Source organism: Paracoccus albicereus, from assembly GCF_024359525.1.
GTDB lineage: Bacteria > Pseudomonadota > Alphaproteobacteria > Rhodobacterales > Rhodobacteraceae > Paracoccus > Paracoccus albicereus.
Window position 1 is genome coordinate 841612 of sequence record NZ_JAKZEU010000002.1, and the last position, 24782, is coordinate 866393.

Annotated in this window: 22 protein-coding genes; 6 read left to right on the top strand and 16 right to left on the bottom strand. The window is 66.0% G+C overall.

From position 1 onward, the window contains the following. Positions 1–51: 51 nt before the first annotated feature. Complete coding sequence (locus MLD63_RS07560; protein ID WP_255329253.1) at positions 52–1317, bottom strand: imelysin family protein; 1266 nt, start codon at positions 1315–1317, stop codon at positions 52–54. A 135-nt stretch (positions 1318–1452) separates the two neighbouring features. Between MLD63_RS07560 and MLD63_RS07565 the strand changes: the two genes are divergently transcribed. Then, positions 1453–3060: a gamma-glutamyltransferase family protein gene (locus tag MLD63_RS07565; RefSeq protein WP_255329254.1), complete on the top strand. Its 1608-nt coding sequence runs from the start codon at positions 1453–1455 to the stop codon at positions 3058–3060. Between the two features lie 17 nt (positions 3061–3077). Here the strand turns inward: MLD63_RS07565 and MLD63_RS07570 are convergent, their stop codons facing one another. Genes MLD63_RS07570 through MLD63_RS07580 form a run of 3 tightly spaced genes read right to left on the bottom strand, consistent with a single transcriptional unit; the run spans position 3078 to position 6810 of the window. Further along, the gene (locus MLD63_RS07570; protein ID WP_255329533.1) at positions 3078–5300 is read right to left on the bottom strand and encodes a xanthine dehydrogenase family protein molybdopterin-binding subunit; all 2223 of its coding nucleotides are present in this window, start codon (positions 5298–5300) and stop codon (positions 3078–3080) included. Continuing rightward, the gene (locus MLD63_RS07575) at positions 5300–6292 is read right to left on the bottom strand and encodes an FAD binding domain-containing protein (protein ID WP_255329255.1); all 993 of its coding nucleotides are present in this window, start codon (positions 6290–6292) and stop codon (positions 5300–5302) included. The genes MLD63_RS07570 and MLD63_RS07575 overlap by 1 nt, the downstream gene beginning before the upstream one ends. Further along, entirely contained in the window at positions 6289–6810 is a 522-nt protein-coding gene (locus MLD63_RS07580) for a 2Fe-2S iron-sulfur cluster-binding protein (RefSeq protein WP_255329256.1), read from the bottom strand. Before MLD63_RS07580 ends, MLD63_RS07575 begins: the two co-directional genes overlap by 4 nt. Before the next feature lie 486 nt (positions 6811–7296). On the opposite strand from MLD63_RS07580, the gene MLD63_RS07585 reads away from it, so the two are divergent. The 4 genes from MLD63_RS07585 (at position 7297) to recR (ending at position 10956) form a co-directional block, all read left to right on the top strand. Then, positions 7297–8082 carry a DUF1194 domain-containing protein gene (locus MLD63_RS07585; protein WP_255329257.1) on the top strand — a complete coding sequence of 262 codons (786 nt, stop codon included), beginning with the start codon at positions 7297–7299 and terminating at the stop codon, positions 8080–8082. Between the two features lie 124 nt (positions 8083–8206). Next, positions 8207–9988, top strand: coding sequence for a DNA polymerase III subunit gamma/tau (locus MLD63_RS07590; protein ID WP_255329258.1), 1782 nt, complete (start codon positions 8207–8209; stop codon positions 9986–9988). Between the two features lie 16 nt (positions 9989–10004). Next, a complete protein-coding gene (locus tag MLD63_RS07595; protein WP_255329259.1) occupies positions 10005–10349 on the top strand; it encodes a YbaB/EbfC family nucleoid-associated protein in 345 nt (114 codons plus the stop codon). Positions 10350–10356: 7 nt separating this feature from the next. Further along, entirely contained in the window at positions 10357–10956 is a 600-nt protein-coding gene (gene recR / locus MLD63_RS07600) for a recombination mediator RecR (RefSeq protein WP_255329260.1), read from the top strand. A 60-nt stretch (positions 10957–11016) separates the two neighbouring features. Here recR and MLD63_RS07605 read toward each other — a convergent pair whose 3' ends face one another. The 4 genes from MLD63_RS07605 to MLD63_RS07620 all read right to left on the bottom strand — a co-directional run bounded on the left by MLD63_RS07605 (position 11017) and on the right by MLD63_RS07620 (position 15399). Continuing rightward, on the bottom strand, positions 11017–11472 hold the full coding sequence (locus MLD63_RS07605) for an Hsp20 family protein (RefSeq protein WP_255329261.1): 456 nt from the start codon (positions 11470–11472) through the stop codon (positions 11017–11019). Positions 11473–11580: 108 nt separating this feature from the next. Next, a complete protein-coding gene (glcF, locus tag MLD63_RS07610; RefSeq protein WP_255329262.1) occupies positions 11581–12897 on the bottom strand; it encodes a glycolate oxidase subunit GlcF in 1317 nt (438 codons plus the stop codon). After that, on the bottom strand, positions 12894–13964 hold the full coding sequence (locus tag MLD63_RS07615; protein ID WP_255329263.1) for an FAD-binding protein: 1071 nt from the start codon (positions 13962–13964) through the stop codon (positions 12894–12896). Before MLD63_RS07615 ends, glcF begins: the two co-directional genes overlap by 4 nt. Continuing rightward, positions 13954–15399 (bottom strand): FAD-linked oxidase C-terminal domain-containing protein, encoded by a 1446-nt coding sequence (locus MLD63_RS07620; RefSeq protein WP_255329264.1) that lies wholly within the window; start codon positions 15397–15399, stop codon positions 13954–13956. The genes MLD63_RS07615 and MLD63_RS07620 overlap by 11 nt, the downstream gene beginning before the upstream one ends. A gap of 114 nt (positions 15400–15513) precedes the next feature. On the opposite strand from MLD63_RS07620, the gene MLD63_RS07625 reads away from it, so the two are divergent. Next, the gene (locus MLD63_RS07625) at positions 15514–16251 is read left to right on the top strand and encodes a DUF599 domain-containing protein (protein ID WP_255329265.1); all 738 of its coding nucleotides are present in this window, start codon (positions 15514–15516) and stop codon (positions 16249–16251) included. On the opposite strand, the gene MLD63_RS07630 is transcribed toward MLD63_RS07625, so the two are convergent. From MLD63_RS07630 to MLD63_RS07665, 8 genes are read right to left on the bottom strand one after another with little or no spacing between them, the layout of a single operon-like run. After that, the gene (locus MLD63_RS07630) at positions 16169–17437 is read right to left on the bottom strand and encodes an MFS transporter (protein ID WP_255329266.1); all 1269 of its coding nucleotides are present in this window, start codon (positions 17435–17437) and stop codon (positions 16169–16171) included. The genes MLD63_RS07625 and MLD63_RS07630 overlap by 83 nt on opposite strands. Positions 17438–17446: 9 nt before the next feature. Then, a complete protein-coding gene (locus tag MLD63_RS07635; protein ID WP_255329267.1) occupies positions 17447–18229 on the bottom strand; it encodes a crotonase/enoyl-CoA hydratase family protein in 783 nt (260 codons plus the stop codon). Continuing rightward, positions 18222–19085, bottom strand: coding sequence for a hydroxymethylglutaryl-CoA lyase (locus MLD63_RS07640; RefSeq protein WP_255329268.1), 864 nt, complete (start codon positions 19083–19085; stop codon positions 18222–18224). The genes MLD63_RS07635 and MLD63_RS07640 overlap by 8 nt, the downstream gene beginning before the upstream one ends. Next, positions 19078–19782: a glutathione S-transferase family protein gene (locus MLD63_RS07645; RefSeq protein WP_255329269.1), complete on the bottom strand. Its 705-nt coding sequence runs from the start codon at positions 19780–19782 to the stop codon at positions 19078–19080. The genes MLD63_RS07640 and MLD63_RS07645 overlap by 8 nt, the downstream gene beginning before the upstream one ends. Further along, positions 19779–21713, bottom strand: a complete 1935-nt coding sequence (locus tag MLD63_RS07650) for an acetyl-CoA carboxylase biotin carboxylase subunit (protein ID WP_255329270.1) — start codon at positions 21711–21713, stop codon at positions 19779–19781. Before MLD63_RS07650 ends, MLD63_RS07645 begins: the two co-directional genes overlap by 4 nt. A 16-nt stretch (positions 21714–21729) precedes the next feature. Further along, positions 21730–22686, bottom strand: coding sequence for a glycosyltransferase family 2 protein (locus MLD63_RS07655; RefSeq protein WP_255329271.1), 957 nt, complete (start codon positions 22684–22686; stop codon positions 21730–21732). Beyond that, positions 22683–23168, bottom strand: coding sequence for an O-acetyl-ADP-ribose deacetylase (locus tag MLD63_RS07660; protein ID WP_255329272.1), 486 nt, complete (start codon positions 23166–23168; stop codon positions 22683–22685). The genes MLD63_RS07655 and MLD63_RS07660 overlap by 4 nt, the downstream gene beginning before the upstream one ends. Before the next feature lie 8 nt (positions 23169–23176). After that, positions 23177–24781, bottom strand: a complete 1605-nt coding sequence (locus MLD63_RS07665) for a carboxyl transferase domain-containing protein (RefSeq protein ID WP_255329273.1) — start codon at positions 24779–24781, stop codon at positions 23177–23179. Position 24782 lies beyond the last annotated feature (1 nt).

The following is a 24782-nucleotide window of genomic DNA, read 5'->3' on the forward strand; positions in this document are numbered from 1 at the left end:
GACGCCTCGACGGGTTGCCGGCCCCGGTTGGGGGCCAAGCATTCATGCGCGTTACTGGAACACCGCGTCGGGATCGTCCAGCGAATCCGACCCCTCGAACGCGGTCTCGCGGACGCCGAGGGCGGCGACGGCGCGTTCGATGCTGCCGGTCTGCTTGATCAGCCCGTCGATGCCCGCGGTGATCGCGGCCTCGCCTTCTGCATTGCCGGGCGCTAGCATCTGGTCATAGGCCATGCCGCCTTCCGCCTTGTCGCGCAGCGCGGTCAGGGCCTGCATCGTCGCGTCGAGATCGGCCTTCAGTGCCTCGTCGACGGCCGGATCAGAAGCGGCGACCAGATCGGACAGGGACGGGCCCGTCACCTCGCTGCCATCGACGCGCGCATAGCGGCCCAGATAGACGTTCTGGATGCCCAGCCCGTCATAGTAATGGCTCAGATGGGTCTGGTCGGAAAAGCAATCGTGCTCTTCCTCGGGATCGTTCAGCATCAAACCCAGCTTCATGCGCTCGCCTGCCTGCTCGCCATAGGACAGGCTGCCCATCCCGGTCAGCATCGCAGACAAAGCCGCCTGCGGATCGGCTTCGAGTGCTTCGCGCGCGGCGCCGCCGTCCTGCCAGTTCGCCACCATCTCCTGCAGGTCGCTCACCAGCAGATCGGTTGCCGCGACAAGATAGGCGGCGCGTCGATCGCAATTTCCGCCCGTGCAGTCCGCGCCCTCGGCGTAGTCGGTCCACGGTCGCTCACCCGCGCCAGCCTCGGTGCCATTCAGGTCCTGCCCCCACAGCAGAAATTCAATGGCATGGTAGCCAGAGGCGACATTGGCCTCGACCCCGCCGGCTTCGTGCAGGCTTTCGACCAGATCCGGGGTGATCTGGGACGCATCGACGGTCTCGGCCCCGATGGTCAGTTCGGGGGTGGCGATTACGTTCAGCTGCGCCAGATCATTGTCCTCTGCACTGGGCGTGTCCTCGGCGACATAGTCGATCAGCCCCTCATCCAGCGGCCAGGCGTTCACGCGACCCTCCCAGTCGTCAACGATGGGATTTCCGAAACGGAACACCTCGGATTGCTGGTAAGGCGCGCGGGACGCGGTCCATGCCTTCCGCGCCGCCTGCAGCGTCTCTTCGGACGGCGCCTCGACCAGCGATGCGACCGCGTCGCGAAGCGCCTCGGCGGTCGAAAGGCTGTCGGAATAGGTCGCCTCGGCAATATCCGTATAGGTCGTGACGACATCTTCGGGCGTCGCCGCCATAGCCGGCAGGACGAACGTCGTCGACAGCATGAGGGCGGCGGTGAGGCTGGCGGCTTTGTGGGTCATGGAATCTCCGATGCACATTCCGTGGTCGCGCCAACTCCTGACTCTTTTACTTGGATGATGTCAATCGTTCAGTCCGCGAGGCCTTTTCCCCTGCGCACCCCTCGCCTAAGGTGCCGACCAAAATCAGGAGGCACCATGAACCGCAACACCGACTACCCGCATGAGGGCGTCTACGCCTCCCGCCGATCGGCCGTGATGGCAGGCAATGTCGTCGCGACATCGCAGCCCCTGGCGGCGCAAGCGGGTCTGTCGATGCTGGCGCAGGGCGGCAACGCGATCGACGCAGCCATCGCCACTGCCGCTGCGCTGACGGTGGTCGAGCCGACGGGCAACGGCCTTGGTTCGGACGCATTCTGCATCCTGTGGGACGGCACCCAGCTTCATGGGTTGAACGCGTCCGGTCGCTCGCCCGCGGCCTGGACGCCCGATCGTTTCGCCGGGCTCAAGGCGATGCCGGAACGGGGTTGGGAAAGCGTGACCGTGCCCGGCGCCATCAGCGCGTGGGTCGAATTGGCCGAGCGTTTCGGAACGCTGGACCTTCCCACTTTGCTTGCCCCGGCGATCCGTTACGCAGAGGAAGGCTTCCCGGTATCGCCCGTCATCGCCGCCCTTTGGGCGCGCGGTGCGTCGCTCTTGAAAAATCAACCGGGCTTTGCCGAATGCTTCATGCCGGGCGGGCGGGCACCCCGCGCGGGTGAGCGGTTCCGCAACCCCGATCAGGCCGAAACGCTGCGCCAGATCGCGGAAACGAAAGGGCGCGCCTTCTATGAGGGTGCCTTGGCCGAGAAGATCGCGGCTTTCGCGGCCCAGCACGACGCCGCACTGACGGTCGAGGACATGGCCGAGCATCGCGCCGACTGGACCGGCACGATCAGCACGGATTTCGACGGTGCCGAACTGCATGAGATTCCGCCCAACGGTCAGGGCATCGCTGCATTGATGGCGTTGGGGATGCTGCGCCATACGGGCATTCGCGATCTGTCGGCGGACGATCCACAGGCGCTGCATCTGCAGATCGAGGCGATCAAGATCGCCTTTGCCGATCTGCGCGCCCATGTTGCCGACAGTGAAGCGATGACTGGAGTGACGCCCCGGCATCTGCTGGACGGTGATTATCTGAAACAACGCTCTGCCTTGATCGACCCCGACCATGCGCAGACGCCCGGGGCTGGCGCACCCAAGACGGGCGGCACCGTCTATCTGACGACCGCCGATGCGTCGGGAATGATGGTATCATTCATCCAGTCAAACTATTCAGGCTTTGGATCCGGCGTCGTCGTGCCCGGAACGGGGATCAGTCTGCAGAACCGGGGGTTCGGCTTCACGCTGGCCGAGGATCATCCCAACCGCGTCGCCCCGCGCAAGCGACCCTTCCACACGATCATCCCCGGCTTCGCGATGGCGGGCGGTCGCCCGGCATTGAGCCTGGGCGTGATGGGCGGACCGATGCAGGCGCAGGGTCACGTCCAGATGCTGCTGCGCACGATGCTGTGGGGACAGGACGTTCAAACCGCGATAGATGCGCCACGCTGGCGCTTCGTGTCAGGCTCGGATGTGGCCTGCGAAGCCGCGATGCCCAACAAGACACGCGAGGATCTCGCCTCGCGCGGCCACAAGATCACGGTCGAGCCGCCTGACAGTGCCTTTGGCTTTGGGGGCGCGCAGTTGATCCGGCCCTTGCCCGACGGCGGCTACGCCGCCGGTTCCGACCCGCGGAAGGATGGACAGGCGGTCGGGTTTTAAACCCGCCGCCCGCCAGTTCAGCCCTGTCCCTGCGCCGCCTCAATCGCCTCGATCACCTTGTCAGGCGTCGCGGGGAAATCGCGGACACGGATGCCCGTGGCATTGTGGATCGCGTTCAGGATCGCGCCGGCCGTTCCGCAGCAGGCCAGTTCGCCGATGCCCTTGGCCTGCATCGGGTTCGCGTACGGATCGCGGTCCTCGAGGAAGGTCACGTTCATCGGCGGGACGTCAAGATTGCTAGGGATATGGTAATCCGCCAGATCGCGGGTCATCAGCCGCCCGTTGCGAAGGTCGTAGGACAATTCCTCGGTCAGGGCAGAGCCCAGACCGAACACCATCCCGCCGATGCACTGCGACCGCGCGGTCTTGGGGTTCAGGATGCGTCCGCAGGCAAAGGTCGCATCAAGCCTGCGGACCCGCACCTCGCCGGTGATCGCGCTGACAGCGACTTCGGCGAATTGCGCGCCCCAAGTGGCCTGACGCACGTCGTCACCGGTCGCACCCGGCTCGATCTCGCCCTTGGCCTTCAGCCTCTCGCCTGCCAGGATTTCGGTCAACGGCGTCACCTTGTTGCCGCTGATCGCATTGCCGTCCTTCAGCGTCACATCTTTCTCCTCGACGCCCAGACGTTCGGCGATCTTCTCACGCAGTGCACGTGCAGCCAGCATCACCGAAGACCCCGCGGAGGCGGCCCCGAAGGAACCGCCCGAGCCGCTGGACGGCGGCAGATCGCTGTCGCCGAGGACGGTTTTCACGCGGTCCATCGGTAGGCCGAGCATCTCTGCGGCCAGTTGCGTTAGGATTGCGTAGCTGCCCGTGCCGATGTCGGTCATGTCCGTTTCGACCACCGCGTGCCCGTCGGGATCAAGGGTGATCGTCGCTTCGGAGTTCATCAGCATGTTGACGCGCACGGCCGACGCGACGCCAAGACCGATCAGCCACTCGCCCTCGCGCTGGTGTGCGACCTCGCCCCGCTTCTCCCAGCCAAAAGCCTTGGCGCCTTCCGTCAGGCAATCCGCCAGTCGGTTCGACGAATAAGGCTTGCCAGTCGACGGGTCCTTTTCAGGGATGTTGCGCAGCCGAAAATCGACCGGGTCGATACCGGCCTTTTCGGCCAGTTCATCCATCGCGCATTCGACGATCGGCACCCCGACCGCCTCGCCCGGCGCGCGCATCGAGCCGGCGCAGGTGATGTTCAGCCGCGCGATGTGGTGACCGATGACACGGTTGTCGCCGGCATATGTAAAGCTCGAAGCCTGCGTCACAGGCTCTGAGAAGCTTTCCCCATGCAGCGACGACACCCATGCTTCATGGCCGAACCCCGTCAGATGCCCCTGATCGTCACAGCAAAGGCGCAGGCGCTGCCGGGTCTCTGACCGGCGGGTCGTCGCCTCGAAGACGTTCCGACGATGTAGAGCGACAGAGACCGGCCGCTTGAGCTTGCGCGCGGCCAGCGCGGCCGCCACGGCTTCGTGCGAGATACCCAGCTTGCCGCCGAACCCCCCGCCGACATAGGGAGACAGGATCCGGACATTCTTCGCTTTAACGCCCAGCGAGTCGGCAAGTTCCGCGACATTGTATTTCAGCATCTGGCAGCTTGCCCGGATGGTCAGCTTGCCGCCGTCCCACTGCGCGACGGCTGCATGCGGCTCCATCATCGCGTGACCCATGGCAGGTGTCGTATAGATAGAATCGACGCTATGGGCCGCTTGTCCCATGGCTGAATCCAGATCGCCTTCCGACGATTGTTTCTTCGGCGGGGTTTCGTAGTCCTCCAGCGGAACTTCGAACTCCCCGTCCTTGGCCTCGTATTTCGGCCGCGCGGCCAGTGCGGCGTGGCGTGCCTGCTCCAACGTTTCGGCCACGACCAGCGCGATCGGCTGGCCGACATAGAAGATCTCGTTCGGGTTCTGGACGGGCGCCTCGCCAGCCGTGCCCTGCGCCGGATTGCGCAGCATCTTCGCATCGCGCACCACCGCAAGAACGCCCGGCATCTTGCGAAGGGCCGCGGTGTTCATGCCAGTCACCCATCCATGAGCGACGGTCGAGCGCACGAAGACGCCGTGCGCCGTGCCTTCAGGATGTTCTTCGTCGGCATAGGTCGCACGGCCGGTCACCTTCAGCGGACCTTCGGGGCGATCGAGCGGCTTCGACAGCACATCCTGGGCGGTCTGGTCGAGCTGATTGCGCTCGTCCTTTTCCTCCATCTTGTGATGCAGGCTCAGATCCATGTCGTCCATCATGCCGCGTCCCCCGCGATGTCGATTCCTGTCGCCTCGGCCAGCGCAGCAACCAAAGTCCTGCGCGCCAGACCGATCTTATAGTCGTTCTCGCCGTGTCCCTGCGCACCTTGCAGCAGCCGATCCGCGGCATTCTCGAAGGCTTTGCGCGACGGTTCAGAGCCGACCAGAACCTTATCGGCCTCATTGCTGCGCCACGGCTTTGCCGCGACGCTGCCCAGTGTCAGCGCCGCGCGGGTGATTTTTCCGTCTTCCACCGTCACGTCGACGGCGGCGGAAACCAGCGCGAAGGCATAGCTGCGACGGTCGCGAACCTTCCGATAGACCTGCGCCCCGCCTGTCGGCTTGGGAAGCGTCACGCCCAGGATGATCTCACCGTCCTCCAAGACATTGTCGCGGTCAGGGCGATCGCCCGGCAGTCTGTGAAACTCCGCGATCGGGACGGTACGCTTGCCGTTCGCGCCAGCGATCTCGACCTCTGCGTCCAGCGCGACCAAGGCGACGGCCATGTCACCGGGATAGGTGGCGATGCAATGCTCGGATGTGCCCAGGATCGCGTGCATCCGGTTCACGCCGTTGAGTGCATCGCAACCCGAACCGGGGCTCCGCTTGTTGCAGGCCGAACCGAGGTCGTAGAAATAGGCGCAGCGGGTCCGCTGCATCAGGTTGCCTGCAGTGGTGGCGCGGTTGCGTATCTGCGGGCTCGCACCGGCGAGGATCGCGCGCGACAGCAGCGGCCAATCACGGCGAACCCGCTCTTCCGCTGCCAGATCGGCATTGCGGACCAACGCGCCGATGCGCAATCCGCCATCCGCTTCCTCTATCTGATCGAGGCCGGTGCGGTTCACGTCGATCAGCCGGTCTGGCGTCTCCACCTCATGCTTCATCAGGTCCAGAAGGTTGGTGCCCCCTGCGATGGCCCGTGCCCCCTCTTTCGCTGCCGTCTGGGCCGCATCGGCGCTGTCGGCGCGATCATAGACAAAATCTCTCATGCCACACCCTCCGCCTTCGCGGCTTCGCGGATCGCATCGACGATGTTTGCATAGGCAGCGCAGCGGCACAGATTGCCCGACATCCGTTCGCGGATCTCGTCATCGCTGAGCGACACCTTCTCCAGATCGCCGCTTACGACGCTGGGCCAGTTCTGCTTGATCTCTTCGATCATCGCGGTGGCCGAAACCAGTTGACCTGGCGTGCAGTAGCCGCACTGGAACCCGTCGTGATGAAGGAAGGCTGCCTGAAGCGGCGACAGATTCTCGGGCTCGCCCAACCCCTCCACCGTCGTGATGGTGTCGCCATCGTGCATCACCGCAAGCGACAGACATGAATTGATCCGCCGACCGTTCGCCATCACCGTGCAGGCGCCACACTGACCGTGGTCACAGCCCTTCTTGGTGCCTGTCATGTCGAGATGCTGGCGCAGGGCGTCAAGCAAGGTGACGCGCGGATCATCAAGCGCAAGGCTGCGCTCGGTTCCGTTGATGGTAAGTGTGATCTGGTGCTGAGCCACGTGGGTATCCTTCCTGCTGGCCCTCCTCAACCCGCCGAACGCGACCTTGTTCCACGCTGCGCCGGTTGGATTCGGGCAAATCAGTGAAAGCGGCTGGAATTCGATTTTCTGAATGTTGATGCAGCGGAAACAGCTATGCCCTTCGACGGATGCCTGACCTGTTTCCTGATGGTCGCATATCGTCGCCAGCTACAAATCCAAGACGTGCAGGTGCCCTAATTATGAGCTGGTTCGAACCGATTTTCTGACTGCGTTTTGTCGATACAATTCAAAACCGTGCCAAGGTCACTCCACCGATTCAACTTACAGATGAAATAGTAACGCTGCGACGCATATCTTTATATCCAGCTTGATAAATTTTGAGATTTCGTCCAACGTTTTTGCCGTTGCAATTAGTAACGAGTCACCTGTCGAATGGTTTGGCAACAGCATGTCGCTGGCGCTGCCTGTAATGCAGGGACGAGTGATGTGTAGGGAGTTGCCATCATGTTCAGTATCAGAAAGACCCTTGCCAGCGCGATCGCCGCAATCGTTCTGGCCACAGGCGCACAGGCTTCGACGACCAACGTCGACGTCGAGCTGAGCTTGCTCATCGACGTATCGGGCAGCGTCGACAACAACGAGTTCAATCTTCAGCGTCAGGGTTATATCGACGCGTTCCGGAACAGCACGATCGTCAATTCGATCCTTTCCACGGCAGGCGGCCGGCTTGGAAAGATAGCGGTCGAGGTCGTCTATTGGTCCTCGTCCAACGCGCAGTCGCGTGTTGTCGGGTGGAGCCTGCTCGACAGCGCCTCAAGCATCAGCGATTTCGCCGATACACTCGCCAGCAAGGCGCGGACATCCAACGGGCAGACGGCGATTGGCAGCGCGATCAAGTTCGGCGCGGACAGCATCGCCTCCAACCTTTTCGACGGCACCAGCAAGGTGATCGACGTGTCGGGTGATGGTGAAAACAACCAGAGCACATCGGCGATGGAAGGTCGCGACTATGCGCTCAATCTGGGTATCACCCGGATCAACGGCGTCGCGATCGGCGGCACCTCGCTGCTCGACTATTACGAAAAGAACGTGATCGGCGGGACCGACGCGTTCGCTCTTCAGGCCTCCGGCTTCGATACGTTCGGTGCCGCGATCGAGCGCAAGCTGAAAGCGGAGATCGAAGGCACGACGCCTTCGCCGGTGCCGGTTCCCGCAGCGGGTCTGCTGCTGCTGTCCGGTCTGGGCGGGATCGGCGCGATCCGCCGGATGCGGCGCAAGTCGACCGTCTGAAACGTGATCTGTTTCGGCAGGGGCGTCGGCGAAAGCCGGCGCCCTTTCTGCATCCGGTGCCTCCCTTGCGACCCCGGCACCCGCAGCCTAGTGTGGCGCGTCACCAGCCGAAGACTGCGCCCGCATGAATGAAACCGCCCCCGCCTATCAGGTTCTGGCCCGGAAATACCGGCCCGAGACCTTCGCCGACCTTGTCGGGCAGGACGCGATGGTGCGCACGCTGAAGAATGCCTTCGCCGCCGACCGGATCGCGCAGGCGTTCATCATGACCGGCATCCGCGGAACCGGAAAGACGACCACCGCGCGGATCATCGCCAAGGGTATGAACTGCATCGGCCCCGACGGTCAGGGCGGCCCGACGACGGAACCCTGCGGCGTCTGCGAACATTGCGTAGCGATCAGCGAAGGGCGCCATGTCGACGTGCTGGAAATGGATGCGGCCAGCCGTACCGGGGTCGGTGACATCCGCGAGATCATCGAGAGCGTGCATTACCGGGCGGCCAGCGCGCGCTACAAGATCTACATCATCGACGAAGTCCACATGCTGTCGACCAGCGCGTTCAACGCGCTGCTGAAGACGCTGGAAGAACCGCCCCCGCATGTGAAGTTCATCTTCGCCACGACAGAAATCCGCAAGGTCCCGGTCACGGTCCTGTCGCGATGCCAGCGTTTCGACCTGCGCCGGATCGAGCCCGAGGTGATGATCGCGCTTCTGCGCCGGATCGCCGATACCGAAGGCGCGGCGATCACGGACGACGCTCTGGCGCTGATCACACGCGCGGCTGAAGGATCGGCCCGCGACGCAACCAGCCTGCTGGATCAGGCGATCAGCCATGGCGGGTCCGATGCGGATGAGACCGGCGCCGATCAGGTCCGTGCCATGCTGGGTCTCGCGGACCGCGGCCGGGTCATCGACCTCTTCGAGATGATCCTGCGCGGTGATGCGGCGGGTGCGCTGTCCGAACTGGGCGCGCAATATGCCGACGGCGCCGACCCGCTGGCGGTGTTGCGCGATCTGGCCGAGACGACGCATTGGGTCTCGGTCGCCAAGATCAATCCGTCCGCTTTGGACGATCCGACCACATCGCCGGATGAGCGCACGCGCGGACAGGATCTGGCCGAGCGGGTGCCGATGCGGGTGCTGACGCGCATGTGGCAGATGCTGCTCAAGTCGCTGGAAGAGGTCTCTGTCGCGCCGAACGCGATGATGGCCGCCGAAATGGCTGTTATCAGGCTGACCCATGTCTCGGACCTGCCGGACCCCGAGGCGCTGATCCGCAAGGTGCAGCAGGCGCAGGCGGCGGGTGAGTTCAACAGACAGGCAGCGCCCGCCGAAGCCGCGACCCCTGCCCCGCGCGCCGCTGCAGCGCATCCGGCACCGGTCGCGCACCAAGGTTCGGGACAGGCAACCGCGTTGGCCGTCACGCCGGACGCGTTCGCCGACTACCCCGATTTCGATGCCGTGGTCGCCCTGATCACCCGAATGCGCGACATGGTCCTGCTGACCCAGGTCGAAAACCACGTCGCGCTTGTCCGCTACAGTCCCGGCCGGATCGAATTCGAACCGCGCGGCGATGCCCCGCGCGATCTGGCGCAACGGCTGGGCGAGCGCCTGCGTGGCTGGACCGGCGGACATCGCTGGGGCGTCAGTGTCGTCTCATCCGGAGGGCAGCCGACCATCGCCGAAACACGCGCCACCGACGAGGCGCGAAGCCGGGCCGAGGCGATGGACAGCCCGCTGGTCAAGGCTGTGTTCGCGACCTTTCCGGCCGCCAGGCTGATCGCGGTCGAGGATGCGCCCGAGCCGGTTGAAACCGAGAACGCAGAGGCTACATCCGAACACGAGACGGCCGAGGGTCCGGTAGCCGAGGTCGAGGAATGGGACCCGTTCGAGGACGAGCAATAAATCAGGGATTGATACGATGCTGAAAGGTTTCGGTGGCTTCGGCGACATGGGCAAGATGATGCAGGCCGCCCAGGACATGCAGGAAAAGATGGCCAAGATGCAGGAGGATCTGGCCAACGTGACCGTGACCGGGGAATCCGGCGCGGGACTGGTCAAGGCGACGGCGACGGCCAAGGGCGATCTGACCGCGCTCGAGATCGATCCGTCGATTTTCGTCGCCTCCGAAAAGGAAGTGGTCGAGGACCTGATCCTCGCCGCGATCCACGACGCGCAGCGTCGGGCAAAGGACAAGTCGCAATCCGAGATGTCGAAGATGACCGAGGGTCTCGGTCTGCCGCCCGGCTTCAAGCTGCCGTTCTGAACAGCGGATGGAACGGCCGGGCGACGACATCCAGGCACTGATCGCGTTGATGGCCCGGCTTCCGGGACTTGGCCCACGCTCTGCCCGCCGGATTGTGTTGCATCTGATCCGCAAGCGCACCGGGCAGATGACCGAACTCGCGGGGCTGCTGGACAGCGTCGCCACCCATTCGCGCGAATGTCTGGTCTGCGGCAACATCACCGACCGCGACGAATGCGCGATCTGCACCGACCCCTCCCGCGCGACCGGCGAGATCTGTGTGGTCGAGGATGTGGCCGATCTGTGGGCGCTGGAACGCGGCCACGTGTTCAAGGGCCGCTATCACGTGTTGGGCGGGACGTTGTCCGCGCTGGATGAAATCGGCCCCGACGAACTGGGCATTCCCGCGCTGATCGACCGCGTCCACCGCGACGGCGCGGCCGAAGTGATCCTGGCATTGAATGCCACCGTGGAGGGCCAGACGACCGCGCATTACATCGCCGAGGCCCTGGAGGGGTCAGAGGTCACCGTGACGGGACTCGCCCAGGGTGTCCCGATCGGCGGTGAACTCGACTATCTCGACGACGGTACGATCACCGCGGCGCTGCGGGCGCGGCGCAGGCTTTAGCATCACAGCAAAAGGGCGCGGAAATCTCCGCGCCCTTCGGTCGTCCAGTTCGGGCCTGCGTCAGGCGTCGAGCTTTTGCACCGTCTCGCCATCCTTGCGGTCGATGGTGATGCGGCGCGGCTTCAGCGCTTCGGGCACTTCGCGCACCAGCTCGATATGCAGCATCCCGTCGGTCAGGCTCGCGCCCTCGACACGAACGTGATCGGCCAGCGTGAACTTGCGTTCGAACGCGCGGGTCGCGATGCCGCGATGCAGGAAGGTGCGGCCTTCATCTTCATCGGCCTTGCGGGCGGTCACGATGACGGCGCCGTCACGAACCTCGACGGACAGATCGTCTTCCGAGAACCCGGCCACGGCGATCGAGATGCGGTAGGCATCGTCGCCGGTCTTTTCGATATTGTAGGGGGGATAGCCTGGCTGGGCGGCTTCCGCCGTCAGCGTCCGGTCCATCAGGTCGGCCATCCGGTCAAAACCGACCGAAGCACGGTAGAGCGGAGTCAGGTCAAAATTGCGCATGGTGCACATCCTTTCACAGCGATGCTTTGTCTTGCGCCCCCCGATCCCGGGCGAGCGCCGCGTTTCCCGGCGCCTTGTCGGCCATCCGGTTGCATCAGATGTGGGTTGTCATTCCGCCGCGTCAAGACCCCGGTAGCGGCCAAGTGACAGCGGGGCGGGACCCCCCGTCGCCCAGTCGAGCAGCTCGATGGTATGGACGACGGGCACCCCGGTCGCACCACCGATCTGGACCATGCAGCCGATATTTCCGGCCGCAATCACGTCGGGTGAAAGCGCCTCGATCGTTGCCACCTTGCGATCGCGCAAAGCGGCCGAAATCTCGGGCTGCAAAAGGTTGTAGGTCCCCGCCGAACCACAACAGAGATGCGGATCAACGGGCTCTGCGACGGTAAATCCGGCTTCCTTCAGCAGATCGCGCGGCGTCGCCTTGATCTGCTGACCATGCTGCAGCGAACAGGCGGAATGATAGGCGACCCGCAGGGCCGGGATGCCACCGGCAAGTTCAGGCAGACCATGCGACGATAGAAATTCGGTCACATCGCGCGTCAACGCCGAGACGCGGGCTGCGTCTTCCGCGATGGGATCATCCCGGAACAGGTGGCCATAATCCTTGACCGTCGTCCCGCAGCCCGAGGTGTTGATGATTATCGCGTCCAGCGGTCCGGCCTTTTCCGCCGCAAGAAGGCGCTGGATCGTATCGCGGGCCTGCGCGCGTGCGGGTTCTGTCTCGCCCATGTGCAAGGTCAGCGCACCGCAGCAGCCGAAGGCTTCGGGGATGACGACCTCGCAGCCGGCGCGCCGAAGCAACCGGATCGTGGCATCGTTGATGTCGGTGTTCAGCGCCCGCTGCGCGCAGCCGACCATCAGCGCGACCCTCGCGCGACGCTCGCCCATCGCCGGAAAGGTCTGGCCGTCATCGTTTCGGCTGACCGGCGGGATCGTCTGCGGTGCCATCGCCACCATCGCGCGCAGCCGCCGATCGGGAAGGAAGCGCGCAAACGGACGCGCAATCCTTGCGCCCAGCATCGCCAGCCGGAACCGGCCCGGATGCGGCACCACCGTCTTCAGCAGCCAGCGCAGCGCACGGTCCCGCCACGGGCGGCGATAGGTCGCCTCGACATGCTTGCGGCCCTGTTCCAGCAGGTGGCCGTAATCGACCCCCGAAGGGCAGGTCGTCACGCAGGCAAGGCAGCCGAGGCAGCGGTCGAGATGCAGGACGGTCTTTTCATCCGCAGGCCTGCCGCTTTCGAGCATCTCCTTCATCAGGTAGATGCGCCCGCGCGGGCTCTCCAACTCGTCACCCAGGACCTGATAGGTCGGACAGGTCGCGGTGCAAAAGCCGCAATGGACGCAGCTTCGCAGGATCGCGTTCGCCTCTGCCAGATCAGGGTTCTTCAACTGCTCTGGCGTGAATTCGGTCTTCATGCGGCGACACCCCGCGCGCTGCTGCCGAACAATCCGCGCGGATCGAAACGGCGCGCGACGCCATCGTTCAGCGCGGCGATCGCGGGCGCCATGGCTGGCAAATGAAGGGGTGCGGCACCCGCGACCCGCTCGGCAATCGCTCCCGTCGGCAGGTCCGGGCGCCAGGCATCCGGCGCTTCGGCCCAGATCAATGCGCCACCCCAATCCACCGCTAAACGCCCCGGCAACGTGGCGATCAGCGCACCGGCCTGCGAGGGTCGCAATACGATCCGCCACACGGCACCTTTGCCCGCCTGCGCCGCCATCGCCGCGCCGGCATCACGCAATGCGGCGAAATCGGCGTCGCCCTCGACAGTCTCGACGTCACCGAAGCGCGCGAGCCGTGTAACCAATGTCGCGGCGCGCGCTTCGACGGAACCGGCAAGCCCTTCCAGACGCAGTACCGTCTCGCCCGTCGGCAGGATTCCCGCACCCGAGACATCGAACGGCCCGCCAAGCGCGACAGTCATCGCCTCGACCGCCTGCGCCGCGTTCAGACCAGACAGCCGCAATGTCGCGCGCGACGGAGGGATCGGCGTCGTCTTGAACGCCACTTCGGTCAGCGCACCCAAGCGCCCGCGCGATCCCGCCATCAGCTTGACCAGATCGTATCCGGTCACGTTCTTCATCACCCGGCCGCCGTTCTTGATGACCTCACCCGCGCCATCCACGAAGCGAACGCCGATCAGCGCGTCGCGGCAGGCATTGACCAGCACCCTCCGCGGACCCGAGGCATTTGCCGCGACCACCCCGCCGATGGTCGAACCGGGCCGGTGATCGGGCTCGAACCCCAGCATCTGGTTCTCGGCTTTCAGGACGGTCGCAACCTCATCCAGGGGGGTGCCCGCACGAACGACCAGTGTCAGCGCCTCGGGTTCATAAAGGACCACGCCGGTCAGGCCGCGCATATCCAGCCGCGCGCCCTGCCCTTCGCCGGGGCGCAGCCGAGTCGCGCCGCCCGCGATGCTCAGGCTTTCGCGCGCGGATCGGATCACTGACGCGACGTCGGCTTCGCTCTCAGGCCGCATTCGGACGCCCTTCGCGGCGGCTTTCGGACAGGTCCAGCGGGAACACCTTGGCAGGGTTCAGCAGCCAGCGCGGATCGAAGGCGTCCTTGACGCGCATCTGCGCCTCCATATCGGCAGGACCGAATTGCGCCGACATGAGGTCACGCTTCTCGATACCCACGCCGTGCTCGCCTGTCAGGCAGCCGCCAACCTCGACGCAGAGCCGCAGGATATCGGCACCAAGCGCCTCGCACCGTTCCAGATCGCCGGGCTTGTTCGCGTCGAAGATGATCAGCGGGTGCATGTTGCCGTCGCCCGCGTGAAAGACATTCGCGACGGGCATTCCCGTTTGCGCCGACATGCGTGCGATTTCTCCCAAAACCTTCGGCAGGGCCGAGACCGGGATCGTGCCGTCGAGACACATGTAATCGCCCATCTGTCCCATCGCGCCGAAGGCCGATTTGCGGCCCAGCCAGATTCGCGCCGATTCCTCGGCCGAGCCGCTTTCGCGAAACTCCAGCGGAGAATGCCGGTCGGCGATGTCGCGGATCAGCGCCAGTTGCTCGTCGATCTCGCGCGGCGTACCCTCGACCTCCACGATCAGCAACGCCTCGCAATCGGGATAGCCGGGATGGGCGAACTCCTCGGTCGCGCGGATGCAGGGACGGTCCATGAATTCGATCGCGACGGGCAGCACGCCCGCCCGGATGATGTCGGCCACGCAGGCCCCCGCGACCTCGCTACTGTCGAAGCCGATCAACACCGGGCGCGCGCCGGCGGGCTTTGGCAGAATGCGCAGCGTCGCCTCGGTCAGGATACCCAGCTGGCCCTCGGACCCGCAGACTACGCCCAAGAGGTCAAGCCCGTTCGCCTCGCCCATCGGGCCGCCAAGCTCGACCACGGTGCCGTCCATCATCACCATCGTGACGCCCAGCAGATTATTCGTGGTGACGCCGTATTTCAGGCAATGTGCGCCGCCTGAATTCATGCCGATATTGCCGCCGATGGCACATGCAAGCTGCGAGGACGGATCGGGCGCGTAAAAGAAGCCAAGCCCGTCCACCGCCTGCGTGACCGACAGGTTCGTGCGACCGGGCTGGACGCGGATCAAGCGATCTTCTGTGCTGATCTCCAGCACGCGGTTCAAGCGCGCGATGCCCACGACAACCGCATCCTCGGTCGGCATAGAGCCACCGGCGAGGCTGGTCCCCGCGCCGCGTGGCACGACCGGCACCCCCTCGGCATGACAGACCCGCAGGATGGCCGAGACCTCTTCCGTCGTGCGCGGCAGCACCACCGCCAGCGGCGGGCACGAATAGGCCGACAGGGCGTCGCATTCGTAGACACGCGTCTCGGCAGGGTCGTGGATCACCGCGCCGGGCGCCGCACGTTCCAGCGCCGCGACGATCTGGGCACGACGGGACAGGATCAGCGGATCGGGCCTGGGCATCTGCATCGCGAACCTCCTCCCGGGGCGTAAGCCGATCAACGAACGATAGGTCAGCGACCTTGGGCTTTCAACTGCCCCGGCCGCGTCCTAGAACCGGATCAAAGCCCAGCGGGTGGACCGATGCCGATAGATGTCTTCGACCTGATCGCGCTTGTCATGCTGTTCGCGGCATGGCTGACGATCGGCTGGTTCATCGAAAGCCCACCGCAGGGTCGCCCCTCGGTCAGCGTGCTGATGACGCGGTTCCGGCGCGAATGGATGCGGCAGTTCGTTACCCGCGATCCGCGCATCTTCGACGGCAACATCCTGGCCAGCCTGCGCGAAGGGACAGCCTTCTTCGCCTCGGCCTGCATGATCGCCATCGGCGGCGGACTGGCGCTGATCGGCAACACCGACCAGTTGCGCGATCTGGCTTCCGAATTCGAGGTCGGGCGCGGCACCACCGTCCTGTGGGAAATCAAGCTGCTGCTGCCGATGTTCTTCGTGTCGAACGCGTTCCTGAAATTTGTCTGGTCGCACAGGCTGTTCGGCTATTGCGCGGTGATGATGGCGGCGGTGCCGAACGATGCCCGTGACCCCGAGGCGATGCCGCGCGCCGATCAGGCCGCACAGCTGAACATCACCGCTGCACGCAACTACAATGCCGGGCTGCGCAGCGTCTATTTCGCGCTCGGCTCATTGGGCTGGATGGCCGGACCATGGGCGCTGGTCGCAGGGACGGTCTGGGTCTCGCTGGTGACATGGCGACGCGAATTCGCCTCGACCTCGCGCAAGGTCATGCTGGCGTCACTGCCCGCGCCGCGTCTGCCCGATCACGCCAGTTCGACAGCGCCAGGATCACCGCCCCAGCAGCCGTAAGCCCGATCCCCACCATGCCTGGCGCGCGCCAGCCCCAGCCCGCCGCCAGCGCCAGCCCGGCGAGGAAGGGGCCAAGTGCGTTGGCCGCGTTGAAGGCCGCATGGATCATCGCCGACGCCATGTTCTGCGCCCGGCCCGCGACATCCATCAGGCGCGACTGCAGCGGGATCAGCATCCCGGCACTGGCGCTGATCAGGAACGCGGTCAACACCATCAGAGGCCAGCTTCCGACGGCCAGCGAGGCGAAGGCCTGCGTTGCCGCCATCGCGGCGAAGAAGATCCAGCAGGTCGCGTTGATGCCAAACCGCTCCGTCAATCGGCCCGATCCCCAAGTCGACAGCGTCCCGCCAACGCCGAACATCGCCAGCGCCGCCGGGATCGCCCAGGCGGGCGGGCTGGCGGTCGCGAGCATCGCGGCTGTCAGATACGCATAGACCGAAAAGATACCGCCGAACCCGATGGCCGCGATCAGCAGCACCCAAAGGACGCGCGGATTGGCCAGCGCGCCCAATTCTTCCCACGGGCGCACCGGTTCGCGCGGTGCGGCGCGGGGCGCGAGGCGAAGGATCAGCACCGCCGAAACGGCCGCGATGATACCGGGCAGCGCGAAGCCCCATCGCCAGCCGATCTCCTGCCCCAAAACGCCGGCCAGCGGGACACCGACGATATTGGCGACGGTCAGCCCCAGCATGACCTGCGCCGCGCCGCGTGCCCGGCGTTCGGGCGGCATCGCGTCGGCGGCAAACAGCATCGCGACACCAAGGAAACCGCCATGCGGAAGCCCCGCAAGAAAGCGCGTCACGACCAGCGTGCCTAAACCCGGCAGGACTGCCGCCGCGAGGTTGACGACCCCGTAGATGGCGATCAGCGCGGCCAGGTAGCGCCGCCGCGGCAGACCCGCCCCGAAGAGCGAGGTCAGCGGCGCACCGACGACCACACCCAGGGCGTAAGCGCTGATCACATGGCCCGCCTGCGGATCGCTGACCCCCAGATCGGCGGCGAAATAGGGCAAGAGGCCCATCGCAGCAAATTCCGAAGTGCCAATTGCAAAGGCGCCGAGCGCCAACGCAAGGATCGCGGGCAGCATGTTCTGCTGTTGTGTCATCGTGGCGTCCATTCCGGTGATGGCGCAAACATCCGCGTTCGGCCCGGACTGCACAAGACCGGACGCGCGCGGATCAGACATGCAGGCGGATCATGCCTGCCAGCGTGGCTTGCGCTTGTCGAAGAAGGCCGCAATCCCTTCCGGCGCCTCGTCGCCCTCCCAGGCGGAGACGAGGCGATCGACCGATTCATCGATAACCGACTCGTCGATCCGCGGCCCGAGCGCGCGGCACTGTGCCTTGGCCGCCGCGATCGCGCCGGGCGCGCCCAGCAGAAACGGCGCCACTTCTGCCTCGACCGCAGCGTCCAGATCCGCCGCGGGCACCGCGCGCGCGGCCAGGTTCAGCGTCACCGCCTCAGTCGCATCGAAGATCCGGCCGGAAAAGAACACGCGTCTCGCGCGATCCTCGCCCATCCGGGCCAGCACGTAAGGGCCGATCGTTGCGGGGATCAGGCCCAACTTGACCTCGGTCAGGCCGAACTTCGCCTCGGTCGAGGCGATGGCCACGTCGCAGACCGCCATCATGCCGACGCCGCCACCGAAGGCGTTGCCGTGGACCCGCCCGATCAGCGGCTTGGGCATCACGTTCAGCGCGTTCAGCATCCCCGCCAGGGCGCGGGCGCCCTGCCGGCGCGTCTCTGCGTCGGCACCGATCTGCTGTCGCATCCAGCCCAGATCGCCACCCGCGCAGAAGCTGACGCCCTCGCCTGCAAGGATCACGACGCGGACCTGCTCGTCCTCTCCAAGCATCCGTGCGGCGCGCGTCAGCTCTTCGATCATCGCAGCCGACAACGCGTTGTGCTTGTCGGGTCGCGCCAGCCACAAGGTTGCGACGCCGCGCGGATCGGTTTCGATGCGGATCGTTTCAAACATGACTGGCTTCCCTCAATTGTCGCGCGAACGAAGCCGCGTTTCGGATCAGATCCGCGTCAAGCCCGGTTTCATATCCGTGGTCGGCCAGATGCGCAGCGACCTTTTCGGTCGCCACGTTGCCCTTCGCGCCCGGGGCATAGGGGCACCCGCCCAGGCCGCCGACCGCCGCATCGAAAACCCGCAATCCGCGCGCAAGGCTGGCGTCGATGTTCGACAGCGCGCGTCCGCCGGTATCGTGGTAGTGGCCGGCAAGGCGCGAGGCCGGCAGTTCGTCCAGCACCGCAGATAGCATCGCGTCGATCGTTTCGGGACGGCCCTGGCCGATCGTGTCACCCAGGCTGATCTCGTAGCAACCCAGATCGCGCAGCGCGGCAGCGACGCGGGCGACGCTTGCCGGCGGCGTCGGCCCGTCGAAGGGACAGTCGGTCACGACGCTGACATAGCCGCGCACGGGAATGCCGTCGTGCGCCGCAGCCTCTGCGACCGGGCGAAAGCGGTCGAGGCTGTCGTCGATGCTGGTGTTCAGGTTCGCGCGGCTGAACCCTTCGGACGCGCTGGCGAAGATCGCGACCTCGTCCGTGCGCGCCGCACGCGCGGCCTCATAGCCCTTCATGTTCGGCGTCAGGGCGGCATAGCTGACCCCCCGCGCGCGGTTGATGCCTGCCATCACCTCGGGCGCATCCGCCATCTGCGGGACCCATTTCGGGCTGACGAAACTGGTGACCTCGATCCGCCGGAAGCCCGCCTTTGACAGCAGGTCGACCAGCGCGATCTTGTCGGGCGCCGGGATCAGCCGCTTTTCGTTCTGCAGCCCGTCACGCGGGCCCATCTCGAAGATTTCGACCGCCTCAGCCATCGGGAAGCTCGTAGAGGTCGCGCTCGTACAGCTTCGGCTGATCCTCCGTCGGCAACGCCTTCTGAAAAGCCGGGCGCGCCGTGCAGCGATCGACGTAAGCCTGCAGGGCGGGCGTCAGCGGCGTGAAGCGCGCGGCGGTCCAGACCGACCAGCCGACGGCGCAATCGACGCCGGAAAAGCCATCGGCCATCAGCCAGTCGTGCTTTGACACGGTGCCCTCGACCAGGCGCAGCGTCCGCGCCAGGCGCTTGGTCTCAAGCTTCATCACCGTGACCGAACGCTGCGAGGGATCGCGCAGCATCATGTGGCTTTGCGTCAGGCTGGCGATGTGCTGGCCGACCGATTCCGCGAAATGGAGCCAGTCGAGCCAGCCGAGCCGCCCTTCGGCCCCCGGCGCGCGCCACAGATGCCGTCCGCGCGTCTCGCACAGATACTCGATGATCGCGCCGGATTCGTGGATGACCGACCCGTCGATCTGCATCGCGGGGGCACGGCCGACGGGGTGGATCGCCTCGTATTCGGCCTCGCGCATGGTCTTGGCGCGGATATCCATCACGTTCAGTTCGAACGGCAGGTCCAGTTCATGAAGCAGCCAAAGCACCCGCATCGAACGAGAGCCGGGGACATGCCAAAGCACCGTCGCGTCACCGTCGGCGGTGTCGCTGCCGCCATGGGCCGGGGGTTCGCTGTGGCTCATGCTGCCTCCTCCGCATCCTCTTCCAGGCGGATCAGCGGGGCGCCTGCCTCGACCTGATCGCCGGCCTGCGCCAGCACCTCGGCCACAACGCCATCGCGGGCGGCGGTCAGCGCGTGTTCCATCTTCATCGCTTCTAGCACAGCCAGCCGGTCACCGGCCTTCACAGCCTGTCCTGCCTTCACGTGGACCGACCGCACCAGACCCGGCATAGGCGACAGCGTCAGCGCATCGCCCGCAGCCTCGCCGGCCCGCGCCAGCGGGTCCAGCGGCGCCAGCGTGACCGTGCGCCCACCAAAGACGCTGGTGCCGGCATCGTGGCGAACGATCCGGTTGCGGCGCAGCGCGCCATCGACCCACCACCGATCACCCTGCCAGCGGACCTCGTGCGGCGTTCCATCGAGCGTGACGCGCGCCGCGCCCGGCCCCTCGACCTCCAGAAGCGCCTCGCCGCCGTCCCATGCGATCGTCCGACGCAGGGGCTGCCACAGGGTCATGCCGCCACGAACTGACGGATCGGCTAGCCCCGCTAGCCCGATCACCGCCAGCGCACGGGCGCCGGCATCGGGCGCAGCCGCGTCGATTAACGCATCCAGATCGCGGCCGATCAGGCCGGTATCGACCTCGCCCGCCCGGAATTCCGCATGCCGGGTCAGCGCGATGAGGAAATCGAGATTGGTGACGCTGCCCGCGACCTCGGTATCGACCAGCGCGGATTCCAGCCGCGACAGTGCGATCGCCCGCGTCGCCCCGTGTGTCACAACCTTGGCGATCATCGGATCGTACCATGGGCTGATCGTGTCGCCCTGCCGCACCCCGGTTTCGATCCTCGCCGTATCGGGAAAGGCGAGATGCGCCAGCCGACCGGTTGCGGGCAGGAAACCCGCCGGCACATCCTCGGCGTAAAGCCGCGCCTCGAAGGCATGACCGGTGATCGATAGCTCCTCCTGCCGCGCAGGCAGCGGTTCGCCGCTCGCCACGCGCAACTGCCACTCGACCAGATCGACGCCGGTGATCGCCTCGGTCACCGGATGCTCGACCTGAAGACGGGTGTTCATCTCCATGAACCAGAACCCGTCCTCGCGCAGACCGTCAGAGCCATCGACGATGAACTCGATCGTGCCTGCGCCCGCGTATCCGATCGCCTCGGCCGCGCGGACCGCCGCGGCGCCCATCGCCTTGCGCACCTCCGGCGTCATGCCGGGTGCCGGCGCTTCCTCGATCACCTTCTGATGGCGGCGCTGCAACGAACAGTCGCGTTCGAACAGATGCACCGCGCGCGTGCCGTCGCCGAAGACCTGGACCTCGATGTGGCGGGGCTGCTGGATGTATTTCTCGATCAGCACGTCGGGATTGCCGAACGCCGTCTTCGCCTCTGACCGGGCCGAATCGAGCGCGTCGGCGAAGTCGCGGCCCGCCTCGACCAGCCGCATCCCCTTGCCGCCGCCACCCGCGACGGCCTTGATCAGCACCGGGTAGCCGATCTGGTCCGCCATGCGCGCCAGATGATCCGGGTGCTGATCCTGACCGTGATAGCCCGGCACCACCGGAACGCCGGCCGTTTCCATCAGCGCCTTCGCCGCGTCCTTCAGCCCCATCGCGCGGATGGCCTTTGCCGACGGACCGATGAAGATTAGCCCTGCCGCTTCCACCGCCTCGACGAAATCGGGGTTTTCGGACAGGAAGCCATATCCGGGATGGATCGCCTCGGCGCCGGTGTCGCGTGCCGCCGCGATGATGGCGTCGCCCTTCAGATAGCTGTCGGCCGGTGCGGGCCCACCGATGTGGACGGCCTCATCGGCCATCGCGACGTGCCGCGCGGCACGGTCCGCATCCGAGAAGACCGCGACGGTCGCGACCCCCAGCCTGCGGCAGCTATCGATGACGCGGCAGGCGATCTCGCCGCGATTGGCGATCAGGATCTTCTGGAACATCGCTTTCCCCCTCGCGTCACTTGTATTCGATCAGGCCACGGCGACGGCTGGTCAGCCGTCCCCAGTGATAGCGCAGCACGCCCTTGGCCTCGGCGAACTTGCCCAGCGTGTTGAACCATGCCCATTCCCACGCCCCTCGGCCCCCGCCGCGACGCAGCGCCAGCCGCACGACTTGCGCGGGATAAGCCAGCAGCAGAAGCCAGGCAGCCGGATGGATCAGGGCCCCGAGACAGGCGGCCAACGGCAGCGCGAGACCCCAGAGCAGCGCCCGCCGCGTCTGGCCTACGCCCAGCCGGTCCGGCCCGCGTCCATGCATCGACGCCCCTTCGGCCGCTGCGTGGCCGCCTCGCTCGGCGCGCCGCCAGAACTGGCCAAAGCGCGTCATCGCCGCGTCGTGCAGCGTCATCTCGGCGTCCATCCGCCAGATCGTCCAGCCGGCCCGGCGCAGGCGCTGGCACAGCTCAGGCTCTTCGCCGGCGATCAGCGTGGGATCGAAGCCTCCGACAGCGCGGAACGCTTCGGCGCGGACCATGAAGATGCCGCCCACGGCCTCGGTCTCGCCGACCGGGGTGTCCCATTCCAGATCGGCAAGCCGGTTATACACACTGCGGGCGGTGTCGCGCTCTCGCACCCGACCCGCCACGATCGCGGCATTGGGCCGCTCGGCAAGCGCGTGCCGCCCGGCTGCGATCCACCCTTGCTGCAGTTCGCAATCGCCATCGATGAACTGGACGAACTCGCCCGTCTCACCCAGGACCGCGAAGCCTTCATTGCGCGCGCGCGCCGCGGTGAACGGACGATTCATGTCCAGCGCCACGACCCTGGCGCCCGCCGCCTCGGCCGCGGCCACACTGCCGTCGGTCGAGCCGCTGTCCACATAGATCACCGGCGCACATTCCGCCGTGACCGAGGCGAGGCAGCGCACCAGACGCTCGCCCTCGTTTCGTCCGATGATGATCGCCGCAACGTTCATTTTGCGGCGTCGCTCAGCAGTCGTTCCTGCGCGTCGTTGAAAGCCACCAGCGTGATTTCCAAGCCTATCCCGTGCCGCCGGATCGTCTTGACCGCAATCTGCGCCGCACGTTCGGCGGGAAAGCCGTAGATACCGGTCGAAATCGCCGGGAACGCGACGGATTGCAGACCGGCCTCTTGGGCAAGTCGCAGGCTTTCGCGGTAGCACGAGGCAAGCAGATCGTCCTCGCCCGCATCGCCGCCCTTCCAGACGGGGCCGACCGTATGGATGACATGGCGTGCCGGAAGGTCATACCCACCCGTCATCCGCGCCTCGCCCGTCGGACATCCACCGATCTTGCGGCACTCCTCCAGCAGACCCGGCCCGGCCGCGCGATGGATCGCGCCATCGACACCGCCGCCGCCCAGCAGGCTTTCATTCGCCGCATTCACGATCGCGTCCACCTCGAGCTGCGTGATATCGCCCTTCCAGACCCGGATCATCGCCGCCCTCACATCCGGAAGACGCCGAAGCGCGTCGGCTCGATCGGGGCATTCAGACTCGCCCGCAGGGACAGCGCCAGCACGTCGCGGGTTTTGCGCGGATCGACGATCCCGTCGTCCCACAACCGGGCACTGGCATAAAGCGGATGACTCTGCCGTTCGAACATCTCCAGCGTCGGGCGCTTGAACTCGGCCTCGTCCTCAGCCGACCAGGTGCCGCCTTTGCGCTCGATCCCGTCGCGCCGAACGGTGGCCAGCACGCCGGCCGCCTGCTCGCCGCCCATGACCGAAATCCGGCTGTTCGGCCAGGTCCACAGGAAGCGCGGCGAATAGGCGCGCCCCGCCATGCCGTAATTGCCCGCGCCGAAACTGCCGCCGACCAGCATGGTGATCTTCGGCACGCTGGTGGTGGCGACCGCCGTCACCATCTTGGCACCGTGGCGCGCGATGCCCTCGTTCTCGTATTTGCGGCCGACCATGAAGCCGGTGATGTTCTGCAAGAAGATCAGCGGCGTGCCGCGCTGGCTGCACAACTCGATGAAATGCGCGGCCTTCTGCGCGGATTCGGAAAACAGGACACCATTGTTGGCGACGATGCCGACCGGGCAGCCCTCGATATGGGCAAAACCGGTGACGATGGATTCGCCGAACCGCGCCTTGAACTCGTCGAAGCGCGAGCCGTCGACGACGCGCGCGATCACCTCGCGGATGTCGTAGGGCGTGCGCAGATCGGCGGGCACGACGCCCAGGATTTCCTCGGGATCATAGGCGGGCGGTTCGGGCGATTGCCAGACCACCGTCTCGGGCATCCGACGGTTCAGATGGCCGACCGCGCGGCGGGCGATGGCCAAAGCATGGGCGTCATCTTCGGCCAGATAATCGGCGACACCGGACAGCCGCGTATGCGCGTCACCACCGCCCAGATCCTCGGCGCTGACGACCTCGCCCGTCGCGGCCTTCACCAGCGGCGGCCCGGCCAGAAAGATCGTGCCCTGCCCGCGCACGATCACGGTGACGTCCGACATGGCCGGCACGTAGGCACCGCCGGCGGTGCAGGAGCCCATCACGACAGCGATCTGCGGGATGCCCTTCGCGCTCATCTGGGCCTGATTGAAGAAGATGCGGCCGAAATGGTCGCGATCGGGAAAGACCTCATCCTGATTGGGCAGGTTCGCCCCGCCCGAATCGACCAGATAGATGCAGGGCAGATGACATTCTTCGGCGATCTCCTGCGCACGCAGGTGTTTCTTCACCGTCATCGGATAGTACGTGCCGCCCTTCACGGTGGCATCGTTGGCGACGACCATCACGTCCTGCCCGTGGACCCGGCCCACGCCCGCGATCACCCCGGCGCCCGGTGCGTCGCCGTCATACATCCCGTGCGCCGCGGTCGCTCCGACCTCCAGGAACGGCGAGCCGGGGTCGAGCAGGTTCGCCACCCGCTCGCGCGGGGGCATCTTGCCCCGATCGGTGTGACGCTTCATCGAGGCCTGGCCACCGCCTGCCAGCACGGCCTCGGCCGCCTGACGCGCGGTTTCGATCAGACCAAGATGCGCCTCCCGGTTGGCCTTGAACGCATCGGAGTTAGGCAGCGCCGTTGTCGTCAGCTTCATC

Bases quoted from the DNA above. Each gene is read 5' to 3' on its own strand.
- MLD63_RS07560 (WP_255329253.1), bottom strand. From the start codon at position 1,317: ATGACCCACAAAGCCGCCAGCCTCACCGCCGCCCTCATGCTGTCGACG.
- MLD63_RS07565 (WP_255329254.1), top strand. From the start codon at position 1,453: ATGAACCGCAACACCGACTACCCGCATGAGGGCGTCTACGCCTCCCGC.
- MLD63_RS07570 (WP_255329533.1), bottom strand. From the start codon at position 5,300: ATGGACGACATGGATCTGAGCCTGCATCACAAGATGGAGGAAAAGGAC.
- MLD63_RS07575 (WP_255329255.1), bottom strand. From the start codon at position 6,292: ATGAGAGATTTTGTCTATGATCGCGCCGACAGCGCCGATGCGGCCCAG.
- MLD63_RS07585 (WP_255329257.1), top strand. From the start codon at position 7,297: ATGTTCAGTATCAGAAAGACCCTTGCCAGCGCGATCGCCGCAATCGTT.
- MLD63_RS07590 (WP_255329258.1), top strand. From the start codon at position 8,207: ATGAATGAAACCGCCCCCGCCTATCAGGTTCTGGCCCGGAAATACCGG.
- MLD63_RS07595 (WP_255329259.1), top strand. From the start codon at position 10,005: ATGCTGAAAGGTTTCGGTGGCTTCGGCGACATGGGCAAGATGATGCAG.
- recR (WP_255329260.1), top strand. From the start codon at position 10,357: ATGGAACGGCCGGGCGACGACATCCAGGCACTGATCGCGTTGATGGCC.
- MLD63_RS07605 (WP_255329261.1), bottom strand. From the start codon at position 11,472: ATGCGCAATTTTGACCTGACTCCGCTCTACCGTGCTTCGGTCGGTTTT.
- glcF (WP_255329262.1), bottom strand. From the start codon at position 12,897: ATGAAGACCGAATTCACGCCAGAGCAGTTGAAGAACCCTGATCTGGCA.
- MLD63_RS07615 (WP_255329263.1), bottom strand. From the start codon at position 13,964: ATGCGGCCTGAGAGCGAAGCCGACGTCGCGTCAGTGATCCGATCCGCG.
- MLD63_RS07620 (WP_255329264.1), bottom strand. From the start codon at position 15,399: ATGCAGATGCCCAGGCCCGATCCGCTGATCCTGTCCCGTCGTGCCCAG.
- MLD63_RS07625 (WP_255329265.1), top strand. From the start codon at position 15,514: ATGCCGATAGATGTCTTCGACCTGATCGCGCTTGTCATGCTGTTCGCG.
- MLD63_RS07630 (WP_255329266.1), bottom strand. From the start codon at position 17,437: ATGTCTGATCCGCGCGCGTCCGGTCTTGTGCAGTCCGGGCCGAACGCG.
- MLD63_RS07635 (WP_255329267.1), bottom strand. From the start codon at position 18,229: ATGTTTGAAACGATCCGCATCGAAACCGATCCGCGCGGCGTCGCAACC.
- MLD63_RS07640 (WP_255329268.1), bottom strand. From the start codon at position 19,085: ATGGCTGAGGCGGTCGAAATCTTCGAGATGGGCCCGCGTGACGGGCTG.
- MLD63_RS07645 (WP_255329269.1), bottom strand. From the start codon at position 19,782: ATGAGCCACAGCGAACCCCCGGCCCATGGCGGCAGCGACACCGCCGAC.
- MLD63_RS07650 (WP_255329270.1), bottom strand. From the start codon at position 21,713: ATGTTCCAGAAGATCCTGATCGCCAATCGCGGCGAGATCGCCTGCCGC.
- MLD63_RS07655 (WP_255329271.1), bottom strand. From the start codon at position 22,686: ATGAACGTTGCGGCGATCATCATCGGACGAAACGAGGGCGAGCGTCTG.
- MLD63_RS07660 (WP_255329272.1), bottom strand. From the start codon at position 23,168: ATGATCCGGGTCTGGAAGGGCGATATCACGCAGCTCGAGGTGGACGCG.
- MLD63_RS07665 (WP_255329273.1), bottom strand. From the start codon at position 24,781: ATGAAGCTGACGACAACGGCGCTGCCTAACTCCGATGCGTTCAAGGCC.